Raw genomic sequence first — 18,059 nt, 5'->3', positions numbered from 1 at the left:
TGCCATAAAAAAATACGCTAATATTCTAGAAAAATAAGGGGATTTGAATGGCACAATCTATAAAAAGACCATATTTACCTGCGCTAGACGTTTTTAGAGCATTTGGTATTTTAGCGGTCATCATGATTCACGCTACATCAGCGATCGTAGCCAACTACGATCACAATGCTACTCTATATCCTCTCTACGTCTTTCTAAACACATTCACCAAATTCGCAGTTCCCGTCTTCATATTTTTAAGCGGCTTCGTGCTTTTTTACAACTACTACGACAAACCATTTACGGCAAAGGCCATCGGCCAATTTTACAAAAAACGAATGAATAAAGTCTTGATTCCGTTTATATTGTTCTCATTCTTGTATTATGGATTTACAAGACTTGCACAATTCGGTTTTAGTGATATCCAGACGTTTATCGGTTATTTTACGACGACTAAATTTCTCAAAATGCTTATCTTCGGAAAAGCGTATGTCCATCTTTATTTTGTCGTTATTATTATTCAATTTTATTTAATTTCTCCGCTTATGCTGTACGCCGTCAATCGGTTTCGAAAACTCAGCAAGCATATCGTATGGATCGGATTACTCGTGCAGTGGCTATTTATTTTCGAAATCGTTCGGGAATATCAGCTTAAGAGCCCTGGCAGCTATGCATTTACGTATATGCTTTATTTTACGGCAGGCGCGTTTATCGGGATTTATTATTTGAAGCTTGCGGATTGGATCAATCTAACGAGAAAAAATGCTACTCCGCAAAAAATAGCAGCAACACTTGTCCTGTGGGCTCTATTCATATCCACAAGCATGATTATGGTTAACTTCTATTATGAGAAACGATTAACAGGAATTTCTGTTATTAATACGAGTTTGCTAGAGCTGGTAGATGAAGTTCGATGCGTAACCGCTGCTATTGTGCTGCTCCAAGTTTCCTTCTGGATTTACACTTATTTGAACAAATTTGTTGTCCGCATGCTCATACATATCGGTGCCACTTCATTTGGCATTTACTTAGTACATCCCGTCGTCCTATATTTATACCGTACGACGAATGCCAGCGGTGACCCCATTCTATACCATGTTTGGGTAGCAGGCGGCTTCGTACTCGCACTTCTTATTCCATGGGCCATTATGGCTCTGTCTGCACCAATCAAGTGGCATTGGGTGCTGTTCGGTCCACTTCCGACGAAGAAGAAACAGCCCGCTGCTCCAAACCAAACAAGCATTCAAGGTTAAATAACAAGAGCCGTCCTATCGCTTTGTAAAGCGTGGACGGCTCTTCTATTTCTTTATAATTACTTTTAATAAGTAACTTTATTTTCATTATTACGTATGCTATTATAAACCTACTTCATCAAGTTAAGCTTTAATACACCCATTTATACAATTAATATTAATTATTACATTTTCCAATTTCGCACATGATATAGACAGCTGCATGTTAAGTACAGCATATTCGAAGCAACCAAGTCTCACCACCATATATAAAGGAGGGCTTATCATGTCCGCATTTCTAGATCCACATATTTCACTCGGGGAAGTGAAGCTTAAGGTTAGTCAGCTTAGTCGTTCGATCCAGTTTTATGAGGAAATCGTTGGACTGAAGGTATTGCAGTATGACGAGGATAACAGAGTAGCTTCATTCACCGCTGATGGGAAGCAAACGTTGTTAGTTCTAGAGGAGGTTCCGAACGCTGTCGTTCCGAAAAAACGATCTCATGCCGGGCTGTACCATTTTGCCCTATTGCTGCCGGATCGTCGTTCGCTATCACTTTCCTTGCGTAATTTGATCAACAGCGGCATTCATATCGGGCAGGCTGATCACCTTGTTAGCGAAGCGCTCTACATTTCAGATCCCGACCATAATGGCATCGAAATTTATCGGGACCGTCCACGAGAGGATTGGAAACGTGATTCGGATGGCAATTATGTGATGGCGACTGACCCGCTCGATTGGGAAAGCCTGCTTGCCGAGAGCAATGATCTGGAATGGAGCGGCCTGCCCCAAGGCACTGTTATCGGACATATCCATCTCCATGTTGGGGACCTGCGGAAGTCGAGAGCATTCTATGAAGGCAAGCTGGGTTTCGATGTCGTTGGCGACTATGCACAAATGGCAGCTGTATTCGTCTCGGCTGGCGGGTACCATCACCATATCGGAATGAACATTTGGGCAGGCGCAGGAGCCACATTGCCGCCGGCTAACAACGTAGGTCTATCCTACTTCACGATTGTTTTTCCAACTTCCGCTTCCCGTGAAACTGGGCTGGAACATCTTCGCATCGAGGGTGTTGAGGTAACCACGCATGGACATGCGCTTGTTGTTCAAGACGCCTCAGGCATCACCATTCATGCGTCCGTAAAATCCGATTAATTGTAACGTTCATAATACAAAAAGCAGCCTAGGACTTTAAATAAAGTCCTAAGCTGCTGCTTTTGAATATAGCAGCTTAATTATTCTTCGTTAGTTCATGCCTCTTTCCTTGTTCGACTAGCTTTCACATTTTTAAGTTGAGCCACGATAATGACGCTAATGATTACCAGAAGGAACCACGAGCTGATCTTACTGAAACTAACCAACTGCCAGGTTTCGTGCTGGTTAGGATATTTCCATGCATTAAAAAATGTAGCTATATTTTCCGCCAACCATATAAAAAAACCTACGATGATAAAAGCAAGCGTTAAGGGCATTCGGTAAGTTATATCTCGTACCCGGTATATAATCCACGTTTTCCAGAAAACAATAAATACAAGCGCCGTTAGCCACCAGCGAAAATCGGGAATAAAATGATGGGTGAAAAAGTTGAAATAAATGGCTCCTCCTAGCAGCACCGCAGGTTTAAGCCCCGGCCAGCCAGTCATGTCCATCCGCAGTCTGCGCCATATCTGACACATAAAGCTTGCTACACTAGCATACATAAATCCACTATAGAGCGGGACACCGAGCAGCTTCGTATACCCAGGCTCAGGATATGACCATGATCCCATCCATACTTTATAGATCTCCAGCAGCAAACCAATAAAGTGAAAAATACATATTACTTTGATTTCATCACGTGTCTCTAATCCGCTGCGGTACATGAAGTATTGCACTCCAAGCAATATAAGTAGAATAGCATCATAACGATAAATGAAAGGTATCTCGATTACGCTGGAGAGTGCTAAAGTTCCAAAGATTGCAACAGGAAATATACAGCTCATCGCCTGATGATAGCCAAAATGAAGTAATTGTATCATTGATTTCAATCAGCGCATCTCCTCCCATAAACTTATTAAGGAACTATTATGTCAGTATAATTCAATTTATTTCAAATTATTTATGTAAAATAATATTCCCGCTCGGTATACATCAGAAAATTGTAGAGGGTCAGCATCCTTCTCTTTTTTAATATAGTTCACATTTCGATATTAAACAAATAACCCCTCCAGTTATTGAGCATTTTATATTAAAATGTCGTTTCATTAAACTTCCAGTGAATAGGGAATAGGCAACCAATAATATTGGCTGCCTTTGATGATTGTTGTACTGAATTTTTCCATTAGCTTAACAAAAAAATGCTTATACAAACCGGATAGACGGATCATCGATGGCAACGCGCCGTCCTTCCCGTTTTGATACATAGCTTGCAAGTACCATGCGAAGCGATGTTCGACCTTCCTCTGCCGTTGCCATCGGCCCCCGCTCACCGTGAAGGAATTGGGCGATCGGCCCGCCGAGTCCGCTGATTCGGTGCCCGTGATTCGCCGGGCTTGCAATATCACTTCCCACCCATACACCAGACTCCGCGTCATACCGCTTGAGTCCCGTTGCTCCTTCAGGCCGTGGAACGTTGCAGCTGGGAACATCTCCGTAGTTCTGTACGATCGTCCCTCGTTCGCAGATGATCTCCATCGTGTTCTCCGCAGCGGTGCAGGTGAAGGAGCAGCTAACTTCGGCGATAGGCCCTCCCGGATACCGGAATATGGCAATCCCGTTATCGTTCGGAATTCGCGGGTTGTACAACGACGCAATCTCTGCGGTTACGGTCTCTGGCACGCCGAGCAGGAAGTGGAAAAAATCGATTGGATGGGAGGAATCGTCCGCCCAAATATCTCTGTTATGCTCCGGGTCAACATGCCAGGAATCGGCGAATGTCGGGTTCAAAGCCATGGGCAGCCCATGTCTACGGCGAACCATAAACACCTTACCCAGTTCTCCGCTATCCAGCCATGCCTTCATTTGCAGATTCTGCGGATCTACCCGCATCTGCCAGGCGATCGTAAAGGGAATGCTATGCTGCCGCACAGCCTCCACAATGCGATCCGCTTCGGCGATCGTCAGCGCGATCGGCTTTTGAAGTACGACAGCTTTACCATGTATAGCCGCCAGTTCCACCAGATCTGCGTGCATGGACGTTTCAGAAGCGATCACAACCGCCCCAATATCCGCCCGGGAAAGGAGTTCCTCCGCGCTCTGACAGATCTCCAATCCGTATGATTTAGCTGCCGTTTCAACTCTTGCGGGATCATGATCCCATCCAGCGATCACACGTACACGGTGCTCCGGTTGTTTCCACTGTTCGCAATAAGAATTGACATGTCCATGGGCAAAGCCCAATACACCTATTCCAATTATTGTATTCATTGTGTTCCTCCATTCTGAATATATAGCATGCAATTGAATGTAACGGGAGCCTACGGTGAACGACTCAGTGTACCCCGACAGTTGATCTCCGTTTTCCGCTGTACATACGGCAGCATCTGCTTCGCATCGTTCTGATCAACCATGGAGTATGTATCTCGGCACTAAGCTCAATAAGAAATCGCTTTCATGTTATAATGTTAGCACATGGCTAAACGTGGCCATATGGATTGGATTACCGTTTACTGATCATGAAAAAAAGGAGGAAACTGTGAATTTCTTCAACTTTTCGAGATTATCCCGGCTGGACGTCAAATGGGCAGGCATACTTAAAGGCAATGAGGATTTTTATATGAAAACTCATTCCAATCCCAATTATGAATTGATCATGGTTATTGAGGGCCCTATTCATCTGCAGGTAGGACAGGAGCGGCTTGAACTCAAATCAGGGGAGACCTTCTTGCTCAGGCCTTGGGAACAGCATTACGGCTGGCGTAAAAATGCCGAGGAATCCACATTTATCTGGGTTCAATTTGCTTGTGATCCAGGGATGAGTGATTTCCATCCATGGACAGAAGCCAACGACAGTCTTATTTTTGTCCATACGTCCAAAAGCCATTTACGTACTCATGAGAGTCAGGTTGTCGATAAAATGCTAATTCCTCGACGATTCCGACCGGAGCGGCGGTATAAATTGCTTTCCCAATTCGAGAATCTGCTTTATGAATTCAACCGTCCCCAAGGTTATTTCAGGATGCGGCTTTCGCTCATGCTCGGCCATATTCTAGAAGTGATTGCGAGCGATCTGCTTGAGCATCAACACAAGGACGTTTCCTATCCGCCGTCCTTCATCACCTACCGCAATATCATCAGCTATTTGGAAGAGAACTTTGAAAAGGAAATCAATAAGGAGATCATAGAGCAGCAGCTGGACCGTAAATACGAATATTTGTGCCATGTGTTCAAAAAAAATTCCGGCCTGACCATGTCCGCCTACATTTTGCAGCTTCGCGTTCAGCGCGCGAAATACTTGCTGCTTAACAGCAATCGAACCATCGGAGAGATTGCAGCAGAAGTCGGGTATAAAGATTCACTGTACTTCAGCCGGCTGTTCAAGAAAACGGTAGGCATGAATCCCTCTCAATACCGAGAACAAAAAGAAGACGTCCATTTTGAAGAAGCATTGTTTTAAGTTATATATTGATTATGCAATTCTGCCCCTTATTAAATAAAAAGAGCAGGCTGCCAGAGAGCCTGCTCAACACGGTGTGTTATTCAACTCTCGTTCACAGTAACCGCATTATTTGTGTAACCATTTTCTAAAAATACATAATATATCTTGCGATATTTCTGTGATATCTTTAGATCCGTTAATGGTTTTTAAAAGTGCTCGTTCCCCGTAATAATTGACGAGCTGGCTAGTGAGTTCACCATTTACTCTGAGTCGTTCTTTTACTGTTTCTTCTCGGTCATCTCCTCGTTGAATGAGGACTTCGTTACAAACGTCACATCGGCCGCTAACCTTTGGCGGATTACTTACAACGTGGAAAGTCTGCCCGCAATTGGGACATACTCGTCTTCCAGTCAGACGTTCCAAAAGTAAATCTTCGTCGACTTCTACATAAATGACATGGTCGATCTTTTTTGCTTCTGAATCCAGATGTTTTTCTAAAGCACTAGCCTGAACGATGTTCCGCGGGAAACCATCTAGTAGAAAACCATTACTACAGTCTGGACTGCCCAACCTTTGTAATGCCAGTTCTATCGTGACCTCATCAGGAACTAGTTCTCCTTTGCTCATGTAGTCGTTTGCTAATAAACCTAGTTCAGTCTTATGTTTATATGCCGCTCTAAATAAATCTCCTGTAGAAATGTGTGGAATACGTAGACTTTCAGTAATTATTTTGGCCTGAGTTCCTTTCCCTGCTCCCGGTAAACCAAGTATAATAATATTCATCCATAAACCTCCTCTTATGAACCATAGCAAAAGAAAGCTGCTGCCCTTCTCCACCCGCCTATGATATCTTCATTACAAGCGATATTCATTCCCCAATAGTTATGAGTAACATCCTCTTGGATGTTCAACCGTTTACGTTTTTTCCACGACGATGTAAATTCCGCTGTATGCTTTATGACACTTATTTCAGATTGTAGATTTAATGTTATCTCGAGTATCTCAGAACATTTATCATTCAGTTTCTCCTTCTTGAGACGGAGATCGAAGCATGCTTCAGACCGTACTCTCATAAAATGGATACGGTTAAAATTATTGTAACAGATCATTAAACGCGGAACCATTGCTCCACAAAACTAAGCCTATGCTTACGAAGTAAGTTTTGCTTCACAAAACTTTGAGGAGGGTCAATAATGCCCGTATTAGAGGTACGTGATTTAAAAAAGAGCTATGGTTCAGTCAGCGCTGTAGCTGGCATTAGCTTTTCTGTAGATGCTGGGGAAGTGTTTACCATCATCGGTCCTAACGGTGCAGGCAAAACGACTACGCTTGAAATGATTGAAGGACTGCAAACGCCAGATGCAGGCCACATCGAGTTCGGTCCTTTGAATTGGTCAAAAAATAGTGAGCAAATCAAAATATCCATCGGTGTACAGCCTCAATCCAGCGCATTGTTCGATTTGTTGACGGTGGAAGAAAATTTAGATTTGTTCGCGACCTTCTATCCGAAATCCAGATCATCGGAGGAGGTGCTCGAAATGATTAATCTCACTGATCAGCGCCGCAAGCAGGTCAGGAAGCTATCTGGGGGCCAGAAACAGCGGCTTGCTATCGGACTTGCAATGATTAATGATCCTGCGATTATTTTCCTCGATGAGCCTACGACAGGGCTCGATCCACAGGCGAGGCGGAATATTTGGGACATCATCCTCAAGCTGAAGGAGCTCGGCAAAACAACCATTTTAACGACACATTATATGGAGGAGGCTGAGAAGCTCAGCGACCGTGTCTGCATTGTCGATCAAGGGAAAATTGTCACATTAGACACGCCATCTGCTCTAATTGATCGTCTCACTAAGGAGCGTGAGGTCAGACTTACCTTTCTTGACGGTGATGCTGCTGCGATTGCGACAGAGGAGGTCGCGACTCTCCATTCCGCAGTCGTCAGGACGAATCGTGATGGTGCATCACTACAGCTATGGACAACACATCCTGAAGAAACATTATATGAGCTATTCGGATTTACGAAAGATCGCGGTTTTCGCGTGGAGCAAATCTCTATTCGTGAAATGAGTCTGGAAGACGTATTCATTGCCTTCACCGGCAAGGAATGGAGGGATTAAATGAATAGCGGCAAGCAATTTTCCAAAATGTTCGCAGCTCAAATCAAAATGATGTTTCGTGAAAAACAAGTTTGGTTTTGGAACATCTTTTTCCCTATTATCTTAATGGTGTTTTTTATGGTTATTTTCGGCGGCAGCTCATCCAGCAGCTTCAAGGCGACCATTGCCGTTGTTGATGCGAATCCTAATGCGACCTCAGGCATGCTGCTTGAGCAGCTTCGTCAAATTCCAGTATTTAAGTTCAAAGAAGAGCAGCCGATCACCAAGGAGGCTGGAAACACACTTATCGAGAAACAAGATATTGATGCCCTCATCATTTTACCTGAGTCGGATAGTGACACTACGATGCAGCTTGTTGTAAACAAAGCGGATGAGCAAGGAGCTACTACTCAAGCGATTGCCGGCATTTTAGATCAATTTATTCAACAGGCCAATTGGACCGCTGCGAATGCAACGCCAACATTTAGCTTAACCAAAAACGCGATTTCATCCGGTGCAGAGGATTTGAATTTTGCAGATTTCCTACTCACAGGTATGATTGGGTTATCCGTTGCTCAGGGCGGATTGTTCGGCATGGTTAATCTTGTCGAGCTGCGTAGAAAGGGACTCATGAAACGGCTTAGTATGACTCCTGCCAAAATGGGCCTATATGGCTTAGCGGGAGTGCTCGTAAAGCTCATACTCGGTATTTTTCAAATTTTTATTTTAACGTTGATTGGTGTATTCGGATTTGGGGCAAATCTACATATTAATGTTTTCAGCTTGGTTATAGCTTTCCTTGCAGGCGGGTTGGTATTTAATGCAATGGGCTATTTATTCTCATCATTCAGCAAAACTATTGAGGCTTATATGGGGATTTCCAATATTGCCAGCATGCTCATGATGTTTCTCAGCGGTGTCTTTATCCCGATCGAAGCATTGCCGGCTTGGCTGCAGCCCGTTACGCAAATCCTTCCTCTTACTTACTTCGTAGAAGGTATGCGGGATGGTCTCATTTACAATTCAGGCATCGATTCAAGCGCATTCTGGATAGGAATTGGGATCATGGCACTATGGGGTGTCGTCTCCTTCTTAATCGCCTCACAATTGTACAAAATGAAATCAGCCGTTGAAGCCTAATCGTAATCTTTAACCTAAAAAAACAGCAGGTTGAGATGCTTTATAAAAGCAACTCGCAACCTGCTGTTCGTTTTGAGACAGTTCCAGGCAAGCAAGCACAGTTAGACTGGAAAGAAAGTAGCTCCTTTGAAACGAAGGAAGGAGACAAGCTCTGCAGAAACGTCGCATTACCGGTCAATTTGGTCGGTGGCGGGAAGCGTTAAGTCTACTATCTAGATCTATTTTCTTCAAAAGGACAAGTTTGCTGAACATAGGTCTATAATTTAGATCTATTTCTGCAGAAACGTCGCATTACCGATCATGTGATGGGTAGTGAGAAGCATTAAGTCTACTATCTAGATCTATTTTCTTCAAAAGGGCTGATTTGCTGGACATAGGTCTATTATTTAGATCTATTTCTGCAGAAACGTCAACATAAACATGTACACTTTTGCTTCGCTCTACACCTTCAGCTCAGGATGCTTCAACTGTGACTTCTCAATTTGAATCGTCGAATGATCAATTTGGAATGTGTCTGTCATTTGTTGAATGGCTTCTTGAAGAACCGCTTGGCAATCCACTGCATCCTCAACAATGAGGTGACAGCTTAAAGCATCAATACCTGATGTAATCGTCCAAATATGAAGATCATGCACCTCTTTGACCCCTTGAATGCGAAGCAGCGACTCCTTAACCTGCTCGGCGTCCACATTAGCAGGTGTTCCCTCCATCAGAATATGGACGGTTGATGTAATGATTCCCCATGCGCTGCGCAAAATAAGTACGGCAACAATAACGCTGATAATCGGATCTGCAATGTACCATGAGAATAAAGACATTAAAATTCCGGCAACGATCGCCCCTACCGAACCGATCGCATCACCGATGACATGAAGATATGCACTTCGTACATTTAAATTGTCCTTCACGTCGGCTTTCCGCATGAGAAACCATGCGCTTGCCAGATTCGCCAGCAATCCAATGCTAGCTATAATCATCATCGATCCACTCGCCACAGTTGGCGGCTCACCAAATCGTTTGATTGCCTCTGCAATAATAAAACCCGCAATGACAAAAAGCGTAACCCCATTAAACAAGGCTGCTAATATTTCAAAACGGTGAAATCCATAAGTTCGCTTCGATGATGTCGGACGTACAGCAAACCACATGGCTACTAAGCTTAAAGCAAGTGCCGCTGCATCGCTCAGCATATGCCCTGAATCGGATAATAGCGCTAATGAGTTGGTGACTAAACCGCCGACAAACTCCAGCACCATAATCCCCGCAGTAATCATAAGTGCAATCAACAGACCCGCTTTATTATTTGGGGCATGTGAATGTCCGTGATGTCCGTGATGGTGTCCGTGATGACCATGACCGTGATGGTGTCCATGGTGATGGCCGTGTGAGTGCTTATGTCCGCTATGATTGTGATTTTGTGCAGCATGCTCATACCCATGCTCGCTGTCATCATGCTTATGATCGCATCGTTCACCAGTGTGAACATGCTCATGCTGCTCTTTTCCCCCGCCGCTAACGGCTGTTTTCATGCTTTTCTGTTGTTTCTCGTCATGTGATCCGCTCATACCGCTCTCCCCCAATTCATTCCAACAGATCTTATTAGTCTGCTACTCCACTACCTATTTCATGAATGTATATCTCATTTCTCAATAACATATGAACATATGCTCATATGTATTATATGTAATAAATACAATTGCTGCAACAGCAATACAAAATAAAGAGGCGCATCTCTGCACCTCAGCTTATGATCAATGTTATATTTGGTTTCCATTCCGATCGCAGTTTAGCCCTGAAGCGGCTCGACTGCCTCCACAAGCTTCTCATCCAGCTCCACTGTGTACGCAGCACGCTGCTCCTTGCTCCAATGAAGACGTTCTGCCATTGCAGCAATAACGTTCTCTTTCCATTGCTGCACATATCCGATTCGGAAGAACATATCGCCGGTACGACGAATGAAGAAATCAGTTGGCTTAACCGTCATTTCTTCTTCTAGTGAGTAGCGAAGCTGTACTGCTAGTACGAGCGGCAGCTTGAAGGCTTCGGCCCAAGCACCTGTGCTTTGTGCTAACGCGAATAGTTGATCCACGTTCGATCCATAGCGCTGCGCTAGAAAGACTGACTCTTCCTTACTAAAGCCAAACTGAGCGCCTTCCGTCGTTTTCTTCTGAACAAACGGCTCAAAGCCTTTTGATCCGCCAAGGTCTCCGCCTGACATCGTAATGGCCTTCGTATCACTTTTCCAGAAATTATTGCTGCTGCCTTCTCCCCAAAGCAGCTCGACCACTTTATCAACCACGGTCTCAGCCATCTTGCGATAACCAGTCAGCTTACCTCCTGCGATCGAAATTAGACCGGAATCCGATACAAAAATTTCATCTCTTCGTGATATTTCAGAAGGCGACTTTCCTTCTTGCTGAATTAGCGGACGAAGTCCTGCCCAGCTAGATTCGATATCCGCTTCAACTAGCTTCAGATCTGGGAACATGAAGTTGACCGCCTGCAGCAAATAGGTGCGATCCTCCAGTGTCATAACTGGATTAACGGTGTCTCCCTTATAATTGGTATCCGTTGTACCGAAATAGGCTTTGCCGGCTCGTGGAATCGCAAACACCATCCGACCATCAGGTGTATCAAAGTAGACAGCTTGACGCAAAGGGAAACGGCTTTTATCGAATACAACATGGACGCCCTTCGTCAGACGAAGTGTTTTGCCCTTCTTTGATCCGTCCATTTCACGAATATCATCGACCCAAGGGCCCGTAGCGTTAATCACTTTATTCGCTTTCATCTCATATTCATCACCGCTAATCGTATCCTTAACCAATACGCCAGTTACTTGACCATCCTTGCCATAACGAAGTGTCTCTACCTTGGCATAGTTGACCGACAAAGCACCGATTTCGACCGCTTTCTTCATCACTTCAATCGTAAGCCTCGCATCATCCGTTCGGTATTCCACATAGTAACCGCCGCCCTTCAGGCCATTCCGCTTCAAAAGCGGCTCCTTCGCCAGCGTGTCGGCCACATTTAGCATCATACGGCGCTCTTTACTTTTGACTCCTGCCAGAAAGTCGTAGACCCGCAGGCCAATCGAAGTTGAGAACTTTCCATAGGTACCACCCTTATAAAGCGGAAGCAGCATCCATTCAGGTGTCGTAACATGTGGCCCGTTCTCGTATACGAAAGCCCGCTCCTTGCCCACCTCAGCTACAACGCCTATTTCCAACTGCTTCAAGTAACGCAAGCCGCCATGAACCAGCTTAGTCGAACGGCTGGATGTTCCTGCCGCAAAATCCTGCATTTCTACTAGCGCGACCTTCATCCCTCGCGAAGCAGCATCAAGCGCGATACCAGCACCGGTAATTCCACCGCCAATGACTAGTACATCTAGCTTTGTATCCTGCATCTCCGACAATACTTGTTCTCTATTTTGTGCAGAAAAAATTTCTCTATTTTTGTTTGTCATCATGATTTCCTCCTGATTCGTTATTATTATTGTTCTGCCTATTGCAGATCACTAAACACAAAAGCATCTAAAAAACAAAAAACCACTCAAACCGCTTCCCAATCCCTAAAAAGGGTTTGAAAGCGGTCCTCGTGGTTTCTCCTAATCTCCAACCGTTATTAACTTGCCTTCAGTGTAGCATAATTACTTCGCGAATGCCATGGCCGCCTTCACCGCACGGTGCCATCCGCTATATAAATCATCACGCTGCTGCTCTTCCATCGATGGTGTAAATACTTTATCCACTTGTCTCAGCTTAGCCAACTGCTCGCGGTTTTCCCAGAAACCTACTGCAAGCCCTGCCAAATAAGCGGCTCCAAGCGCGGTTGATTCATTAACAAGCGGACGCTCCACCGGAACACCGAGCAGATCACTTTGAAATTGCATAATCAAACTATTGCTAACGGCACCGCCGTCAACAGCCAATGATTGCAGCGGCAATCCCGATTCCTCCTCCATGACAGAGAGAACATCCTTCGTTTGGTAAGCTAATGACTCTAAGACTGCACGGACTAAATGTGCTTTTGTCGTACCCCGCGTCAACCCAAATATCGAGCCTCTAACATCACTATTCCAGTAAGGGGTACCAAGTCCAACGAAGGCTGGAACGACATAAACACCATCCGAAGATTGTACCTGCCCCGCAAGCTCCTCTGTCTCTGAAGCAGAATCGATGAGCTCTAAGCCATCTCGAAGCCACTGAATAGCAGCACCTGCAACAAATACACTTCCTTCAAGTGCATACTCCAGCTTGCCGCCAATCTCCCACGCAATCGTCGTAAGCAGACCCTTCTCAGATACAATCGCTTTTGTCCCTGTGTTCATCAGCATAAAGCAGCCCGTACCATAGGTGTTTTTGGTGTCCCCTTCTTCATAGGCATTTTGCCCGAATAGGGCAGCTTGCTGATCGCCAGCCGCGCCAGCAACAGGAATACTGCAGCCTAGAATTTCATCGACAAGCTGTCCATATACTTCAGAAGATGACCGAACTTCAGGCAGCATCGCTTTTGGAATGTTCAATATGTGTAGAAGCTCATCATCCCAGCTCCGTTCATGAATGTTGAACATAAGTGTTCTCGACGCATTCGAGACGTCCGTCACATGCACCTTGCCGCCTGTCAAGTTCCAAATCAGCCAAGTATCAATTGTGCCGAAGAGAAGTTCTCCCTTCTCCGCGCGTTCACGAGCACCTTCAACATGCTCAAGGAGCCAATTCACCTTCGTGCCCGAAAAATAAGCATCAATAAGCAGACCCGTCTTTTCATGAAACACCTGCCCATAACCGGCTTGCTTAAGCCCATCACTAATGCCCGCCGTTTGACGGGATTGCCATATGATTGCGTTATAAATCGGCTGACCTGTCGCTTTGTCCCATACAACTGTCGTTTCCCGTTGATTCGTTATTCCTATCCCAGCAATTTGCTCTGCTTTAATACCTGTTTTGGCTAGAAGTTCTGTCATTACCTGCTTCGTTGACTGCCATATAAACAAAGCATCCGCTTCAACCCATCCTGCATGCGGGTAATGCAGCGGCAGCTCCTCTTTCACCATATCTATAATCGTTCCACTCCGATCAACGAGCAGCGCGCGCGTGCTGGTCGTACCCTGATCAAGCGATAATATGTAGGTCTCCATTGTTACTCCTCCTTCGTTAATCAGCTGCAGCCCTATTTCCCGGATTTCCACAGATCCTTTCGAGATGTCGTTATCGCCGATGCTCCCGCTTCGAGTGCTTGCTTGACATGCTCCTCTGTTCGAATAAGCCCGCCTGCTATAATGGGTATGCCGCTCCGCTGCTTAACTTCACTAATAATATCTGGGATAACACCCGGTAACACCTCGATGAAATCTGGCCGGTTTTTATCAAGTACTGTATAACTTCTCTCCAAAGCATCCGAATCAATAAGAAATAACCGTTGAATCGCAATCAGTCCATTCTGCTTCGTTCGACCGATAACGCTTGAACGTGTAGAAATAATGCCTGCGGGACGAATCGTTTGGCACAGAAACTCCGCCGCATATTCATCGTTTTTCAAGCCGTCGATGAGATCCGCATGCAGCAGTACTTTTTTCCCGTGCTGGCTGGCCAAATCAACGATATTTTTTAATTGTCCCAAATGTCCTCCGAGCAGCACCATATATGGAAAAGGGGAGGCAAGTACCGCTTCCACATCCTTTAGCTTATGAACAGCCGGCAATACGTTCTGTCCGTTTAGCAACAATGACACACATGCCACCTCCGATCAGCCGAATCTTCTTGCATAAACAATTTTACCAAGTCGATATTTCTGAATCAATAAAATTAACTTCGGTAAAGAAAAAGGCTGCTCCGCGATATTAACCCTGCAGAGTAGCCTTGTTTGGTCTATTATTCATGCTTCAAATGCTGAAGCGTCAGCATAAAAATTTGCTCCACATGATCGTCATCAAGTGAATAGAACACCGTTTTCCCAACTTTTCTACGTTTAACGATGCGCATATTTCGCAACAGCCGCAGTTGATGAGAAACCGCCGATTGGCCCATGGAGAGCACCTCAGTCAAATCATGAACGCAAAGCTCTGATTGCACTAAAGCATGGATCATTTTCACTCGCGTTGGATCACCCAGTGCCTTAAACAAATCAGCCAGTTGAACAGCTGTTGTGTCCGCGATCATTTTACTTCTAACATCCTCTATATTTACTTCCGAGCCATCGCACGAATCATCGCATGCTGCGACTACTTGATTATCCATCATCATCCCACCAACCCTATTCGTCCTAATGCACATTATAACATGTTTCAGTTGATGGGGTGAATCTCAAATGCCCGCATGCGCCGTACTAGAACCTACATACCAAACAAATCGATAACTGCCCGAGCCAGCCTGAACAATAACTCCAGCTTCCGTATCAACTGCAGACGTGATCCCCGCGGACTCGATTAATGCAGTACCGCTTTCAGTCACACTCGACCAAGCAGCTGCACCTGCCAACCGAATTTCCGCAGAAGTGTTCGGAGGAATGGTTACATCCAGCGTGAAAAGTCCCTCATCCGTTTTGGACCATTTTGAGCTAACCGAGCCATATAACGTCTCAAGCTTTCCTTCCGCCCAGGTTAGTCCTTCGCCCGGTTGCGGTGCGATGATCATTCGTTTATACCCTGGAGCTTCTTCAACGGTTTGAATGCCGGCTACTGTCCGATACATCCAATCTCCAATTGCCCCATAAGCATAATGGTTGAATGAGTTCATATCCTTGCTCCAGAAGCTTCCGTCATCCTTGATGCCGTCCCAATGCTCCCATATCGTCGTAGCGCCTTTGGTCACAGGATACAGCCATGATGGATACGTCTGCTGGAGCAGCAGCTTGTATGCCACCTCGTTCTGGCCAAACGTACTAAGCACATGGTTCAAATAAGGGGTGCCGACAAAGCCTGTCGACAAGTGAAATTTATTGTGCTCGATCAGCTCGGCTAGCTTAGCAATGGCACGCTTCTCAGCAGTCTCGTCGAGCAATCCGAACATCAATGCAAGCACTTGAGCCGTTTGCGTCGGTACAGCCAGCCTGCCTGTGCCCGTCACATACTCTTCTCGGAGCGCTGCTACGATTTTGTTGTACAGCTCCAAATACTCCTCAGCATCCACTGATTTATTCAGCACAACTGCCGTCTTCTGAACGAGCGATACGGAATACGCATAGAAGGCTGTTGCAATGAACTCACGATCAGTTGCTCCAACATAATCACCCGGCTTTGCATCAAGTCCAAGCCAGTCTCCGAAATGTGAGCCTGTATTCCATAAGTACTCATTTTCTCCCTGACGCCGAATATAGGATACCCACGCCTGCATGCTGTCATATTGTTCCTCTAATATTCGCTTGTCACCATAACAAATATATAGAGTCCAGGGGCAAATAACAGCCGCATCTCCCCATGCTGCCGAGGACTTATCGTTTTCTCCCAGCACATGAGGCACGACGTATGGAACGCCGCCGTCCTCCGCTTGATCAGCCTCTACATCCCGCAGCCACTTGGTGAAAAAAGGAGCGACATTCGATAAGTAAGATGCCGTTTGAATGAACATTTGAGCATCGCCCGTCCAGCCCAGACGTTCATCACGCTGCGGACAGTCTGTCGGCACATCGAGGAAATTGCCCTTCAATCCCCATTTAATATTTTGCTGAAGCTGATTTACAAGCGGTTCAGAACACTCGAACTTGCCCGTTTCCTTCATATCCGAATGCAGCACCACACCTGTAAAATCTTCAAGCGAAAGGTCCTCAGGAAACCCAATCAGCTGCACATAACGGAAACCTTGAAACGTAAAACGAGGCTCATAGGTTTCGCGTTCGCCGCCCTTCAGCACATAACGAATCGCTTGCTTCGCAGCACGTAAATTTTCAGTATAGAAATTACCTTCCTGATCCAGTACCTCCGCGTGCAGCAGCGTTACTTCAGCCCCTGCCTCGCCTTGTACTCCAAACTGCACCCAGCCGACCATATTCTGGCCAAAATCAAGCACCGTCTCGTCTTTCGGCGTCTTTATAAGAGCAATTGGCTTCAATCGTTCCTGCTTACGGACAGTCTCATTCACCTGCGGCTTCAGCATCTCTTTCCCATGTTGAAGCACTTCGACCGTATGCCAGTCTTCCGTGCTGTCTTCATAAGCCGCTGTACTCCAGCCCTCCCGCTCGAGGCGTGCATCGTAGGTTTCTCCATGATAGATCTCTGAAAGTTGAATCTGACTGACCGCTGCCTTCCACTTATCATCGGTCATGATAAGCTCTTCACGTCCATCCTCATAAACGACACGTAATTGCAGCAATAAGGCTAAACGATCGCCATATATACCTCGCTGATCAGTCCATGCCAAATTCCCCTTATACCAGCCATTTCCAAGATAAGCTCCCATGGCATTTTCACCTTGATTCAACAGTTGCGTCACATCATAGGTTTGCGTCTGCAGCGTGTGATTGTAGCTCGTCCAGCCAGGTGTAAAATAACTGTCGCCAACCCGCTGTCCATTAAGCTCAAGCTCATATATACCCAAGGAAGTCGCATACATTCGCGCTTCTTTCACCTTACCTGTAAGCTCGAAGCCTCTCCTTAATAACAGGGAAGGCTCTGCCTCAATAGGCAGCAGCGCAAGCGGGGCAGCGATCCAATCACCGAGCCACTCCTTCGGACTAAGCACGCCCATTTCCCAGAAGGCTGCTACCGACCAAGCGGATTCCTCCCCCTTCTGATTCCATGCTCGAACACGGTAATAGTAACGTTTACTAGATTCCGCAACGAACGAGTCAAGCTCAACATGTGTCGACTGCTCGCTATGCACACGCCCCGATTGCCATATGATAGACGCAAAGCTCTCATCCGCAGCAATCTCAATTTCGTAAGACGATTGACTTACCGCTCGTTCATCGGACTGTAATTTCCAGCCTAAACGAGGGCTTGTCACTCCGATTCCAATTGGATTTTGCTGATATTCACATTGTACTTCGCTAATATTGAACATGATGTAATCCTCCTCAAAATGATA

Annotated in this window: 15 protein-coding genes; 6 read left to right on the top strand and 9 right to left on the bottom strand. The window is 45.6% G+C overall.

Annotated features, from left to right (window positions below; genetic code table 11):
• Positions 1-47 precede the first annotated feature (47 nt).
• Both AC0YN6_RS05750 and AC0YN6_RS05745 read left to right on the top strand, forming a co-directional pair.
• The gene (locus AC0YN6_RS05750; RefSeq protein WP_475745692.1) at positions 48-1,232 is read left to right on the top strand and encodes an acyltransferase; all 1,185 of its coding nucleotides are present in this window, start codon (positions 48-50) and stop codon (positions 1,230-1,232) included.
• Positions 1,233-1,497: 265 nt separating this feature from the next.
• Positions 1,498-2,370 carry a VOC family protein gene (locus AC0YN6_RS05745; protein WP_475745691.1) on the top strand — a complete coding sequence of 291 codons (873 nt, stop codon included), beginning with the start codon at positions 1,498-1,500 and terminating at the stop codon, positions 2,368-2,370.
• A gap of 95 nt (positions 2,371-2,465) precedes the next feature.
• Here the strand turns inward: AC0YN6_RS05745 and AC0YN6_RS05740 are convergent, their stop codons facing one another.
• Together AC0YN6_RS05740 and AC0YN6_RS05735 are read right to left on the bottom strand one after the other, a co-directional pair.
• A complete protein-coding gene (locus AC0YN6_RS05740; protein ID WP_475746268.1) occupies positions 2,466-3,233 on the bottom strand; it encodes a DUF817 domain-containing protein in 768 nt (255 codons plus the stop codon).
• A 322-nt stretch (positions 3,234-3,555) separates the two neighbouring features.
• Positions 3,556-4,620 (bottom strand): Gfo/Idh/MocA family protein, encoded by a 1,065-nt coding sequence (locus tag AC0YN6_RS05735; RefSeq protein WP_475745690.1) that lies wholly within the window; start codon positions 4,618-4,620, stop codon positions 3,556-3,558.
• 268 nt (positions 4,621-4,888) lie between these two features.
• Here AC0YN6_RS05735 and AC0YN6_RS05730 point away from each other — a divergent pair, with 268 nt between their 5' ends.
• On the top strand, positions 4,889-5,809 hold the full coding sequence (locus AC0YN6_RS05730) for an AraC family transcriptional regulator (protein WP_475745689.1): 921 nt from the start codon (positions 4,889-4,891) through the stop codon (positions 5,807-5,809).
• A 108-nt stretch (positions 5,810-5,917) separates the two neighbouring features.
• Here AC0YN6_RS05730 and AC0YN6_RS05725 read toward each other — a convergent pair whose 3' ends face one another.
• The gene (locus AC0YN6_RS05725) at positions 5,918-6,574 is read right to left on the bottom strand and encodes an adenylate kinase (protein ID WP_475745688.1); all 657 of its coding nucleotides are present in this window, start codon (positions 6,572-6,574) and stop codon (positions 5,918-5,920) included.
• A 410-nt stretch (positions 6,575-6,984) separates the two neighbouring features.
• On the opposite strand from AC0YN6_RS05725, the gene AC0YN6_RS05720 reads away from it, so the two are divergent.
• From AC0YN6_RS05720 to AC0YN6_RS05710, 3 genes are read left to right on the top strand one after another with little or no spacing between them, the layout of a single operon-like run.
• Positions 6,985-7,914, top strand: a complete 930-nt coding sequence (locus tag AC0YN6_RS05720; protein ID WP_475745687.1) for an ABC transporter ATP-binding protein — start codon at positions 6,985-6,987, stop codon at positions 7,912-7,914.
• A complete protein-coding gene (locus AC0YN6_RS05715; RefSeq protein ID WP_475745686.1) occupies positions 7,915-9,033 on the top strand; it encodes an ABC transporter permease in 1,119 nt (372 codons plus the stop codon).
• A 35-nt stretch (positions 9,034-9,068) separates the two neighbouring features.
• Complete coding sequence (locus tag AC0YN6_RS05710) at positions 9,069-9,236, top strand: hypothetical protein (RefSeq protein WP_475745685.1); 168 nt, start codon at positions 9,069-9,071, stop codon at positions 9,234-9,236.
• Positions 9,237-9,473: 237 nt separating this feature from the next.
• On the opposite strand, the gene AC0YN6_RS05705 is transcribed toward AC0YN6_RS05710, so the two are convergent.
• From AC0YN6_RS05705 to AC0YN6_RS05680, 6 genes are all read right to left on the bottom strand, one after another.
• Positions 9,474-10,598 (bottom strand): cation diffusion facilitator family transporter, encoded by a 1,125-nt coding sequence (locus AC0YN6_RS05705; RefSeq protein ID WP_475745684.1) that lies wholly within the window; start codon positions 10,596-10,598, stop codon positions 9,474-9,476.
• A gap of 221 nt (positions 10,599-10,819) precedes the next feature.
• The gene (locus AC0YN6_RS05700) at positions 10,820-12,502 is read right to left on the bottom strand and encodes a glycerol-3-phosphate dehydrogenase/oxidase (protein WP_475746267.1); all 1,683 of its coding nucleotides are present in this window, start codon (positions 12,500-12,502) and stop codon (positions 10,820-10,822) included.
• Between the two features lie 183 nt (positions 12,503-12,685).
• Positions 12,686-14,176, bottom strand: coding sequence for a glycerol kinase GlpK (gene glpK, locus AC0YN6_RS05695; protein WP_475745683.1), 1,491 nt, complete (start codon positions 14,174-14,176; stop codon positions 12,686-12,688).
• A gap of 32 nt (positions 14,177-14,208) precedes the next feature.
• The gene (locus tag AC0YN6_RS05690) at positions 14,209-14,763 is read right to left on the bottom strand and encodes a glycerol-3-phosphate responsive antiterminator (protein WP_475746265.1); all 555 of its coding nucleotides are present in this window, start codon (positions 14,761-14,763) and stop codon (positions 14,209-14,211) included.
• A gap of 146 nt (positions 14,764-14,909) precedes the next feature.
• Positions 14,910-15,278: an ArsR/SmtB family transcription factor gene (locus AC0YN6_RS05685; protein ID WP_475746264.1), complete on the bottom strand. Its 369-nt coding sequence runs from the start codon at positions 15,276-15,278 to the stop codon at positions 14,910-14,912.
• Positions 15,279-15,341: 63 nt separating this feature from the next.
• The gene (locus AC0YN6_RS05680) at positions 15,342-18,035 is read right to left on the bottom strand and encodes a family 78 glycoside hydrolase catalytic domain (protein WP_475745682.1); all 2,694 of its coding nucleotides are present in this window, start codon (positions 18,033-18,035) and stop codon (positions 15,342-15,344) included.
• Positions 18,036-18,059 lie beyond the last annotated feature (24 nt).

It is taken from the genome of Paenibacillus sp. J22P15 (assembly GCF_056269345.1).
Note: the sequence above shows the minus strand (reverse complement) of the source record. Positions and strands in the feature narration are given on the sequence as shown.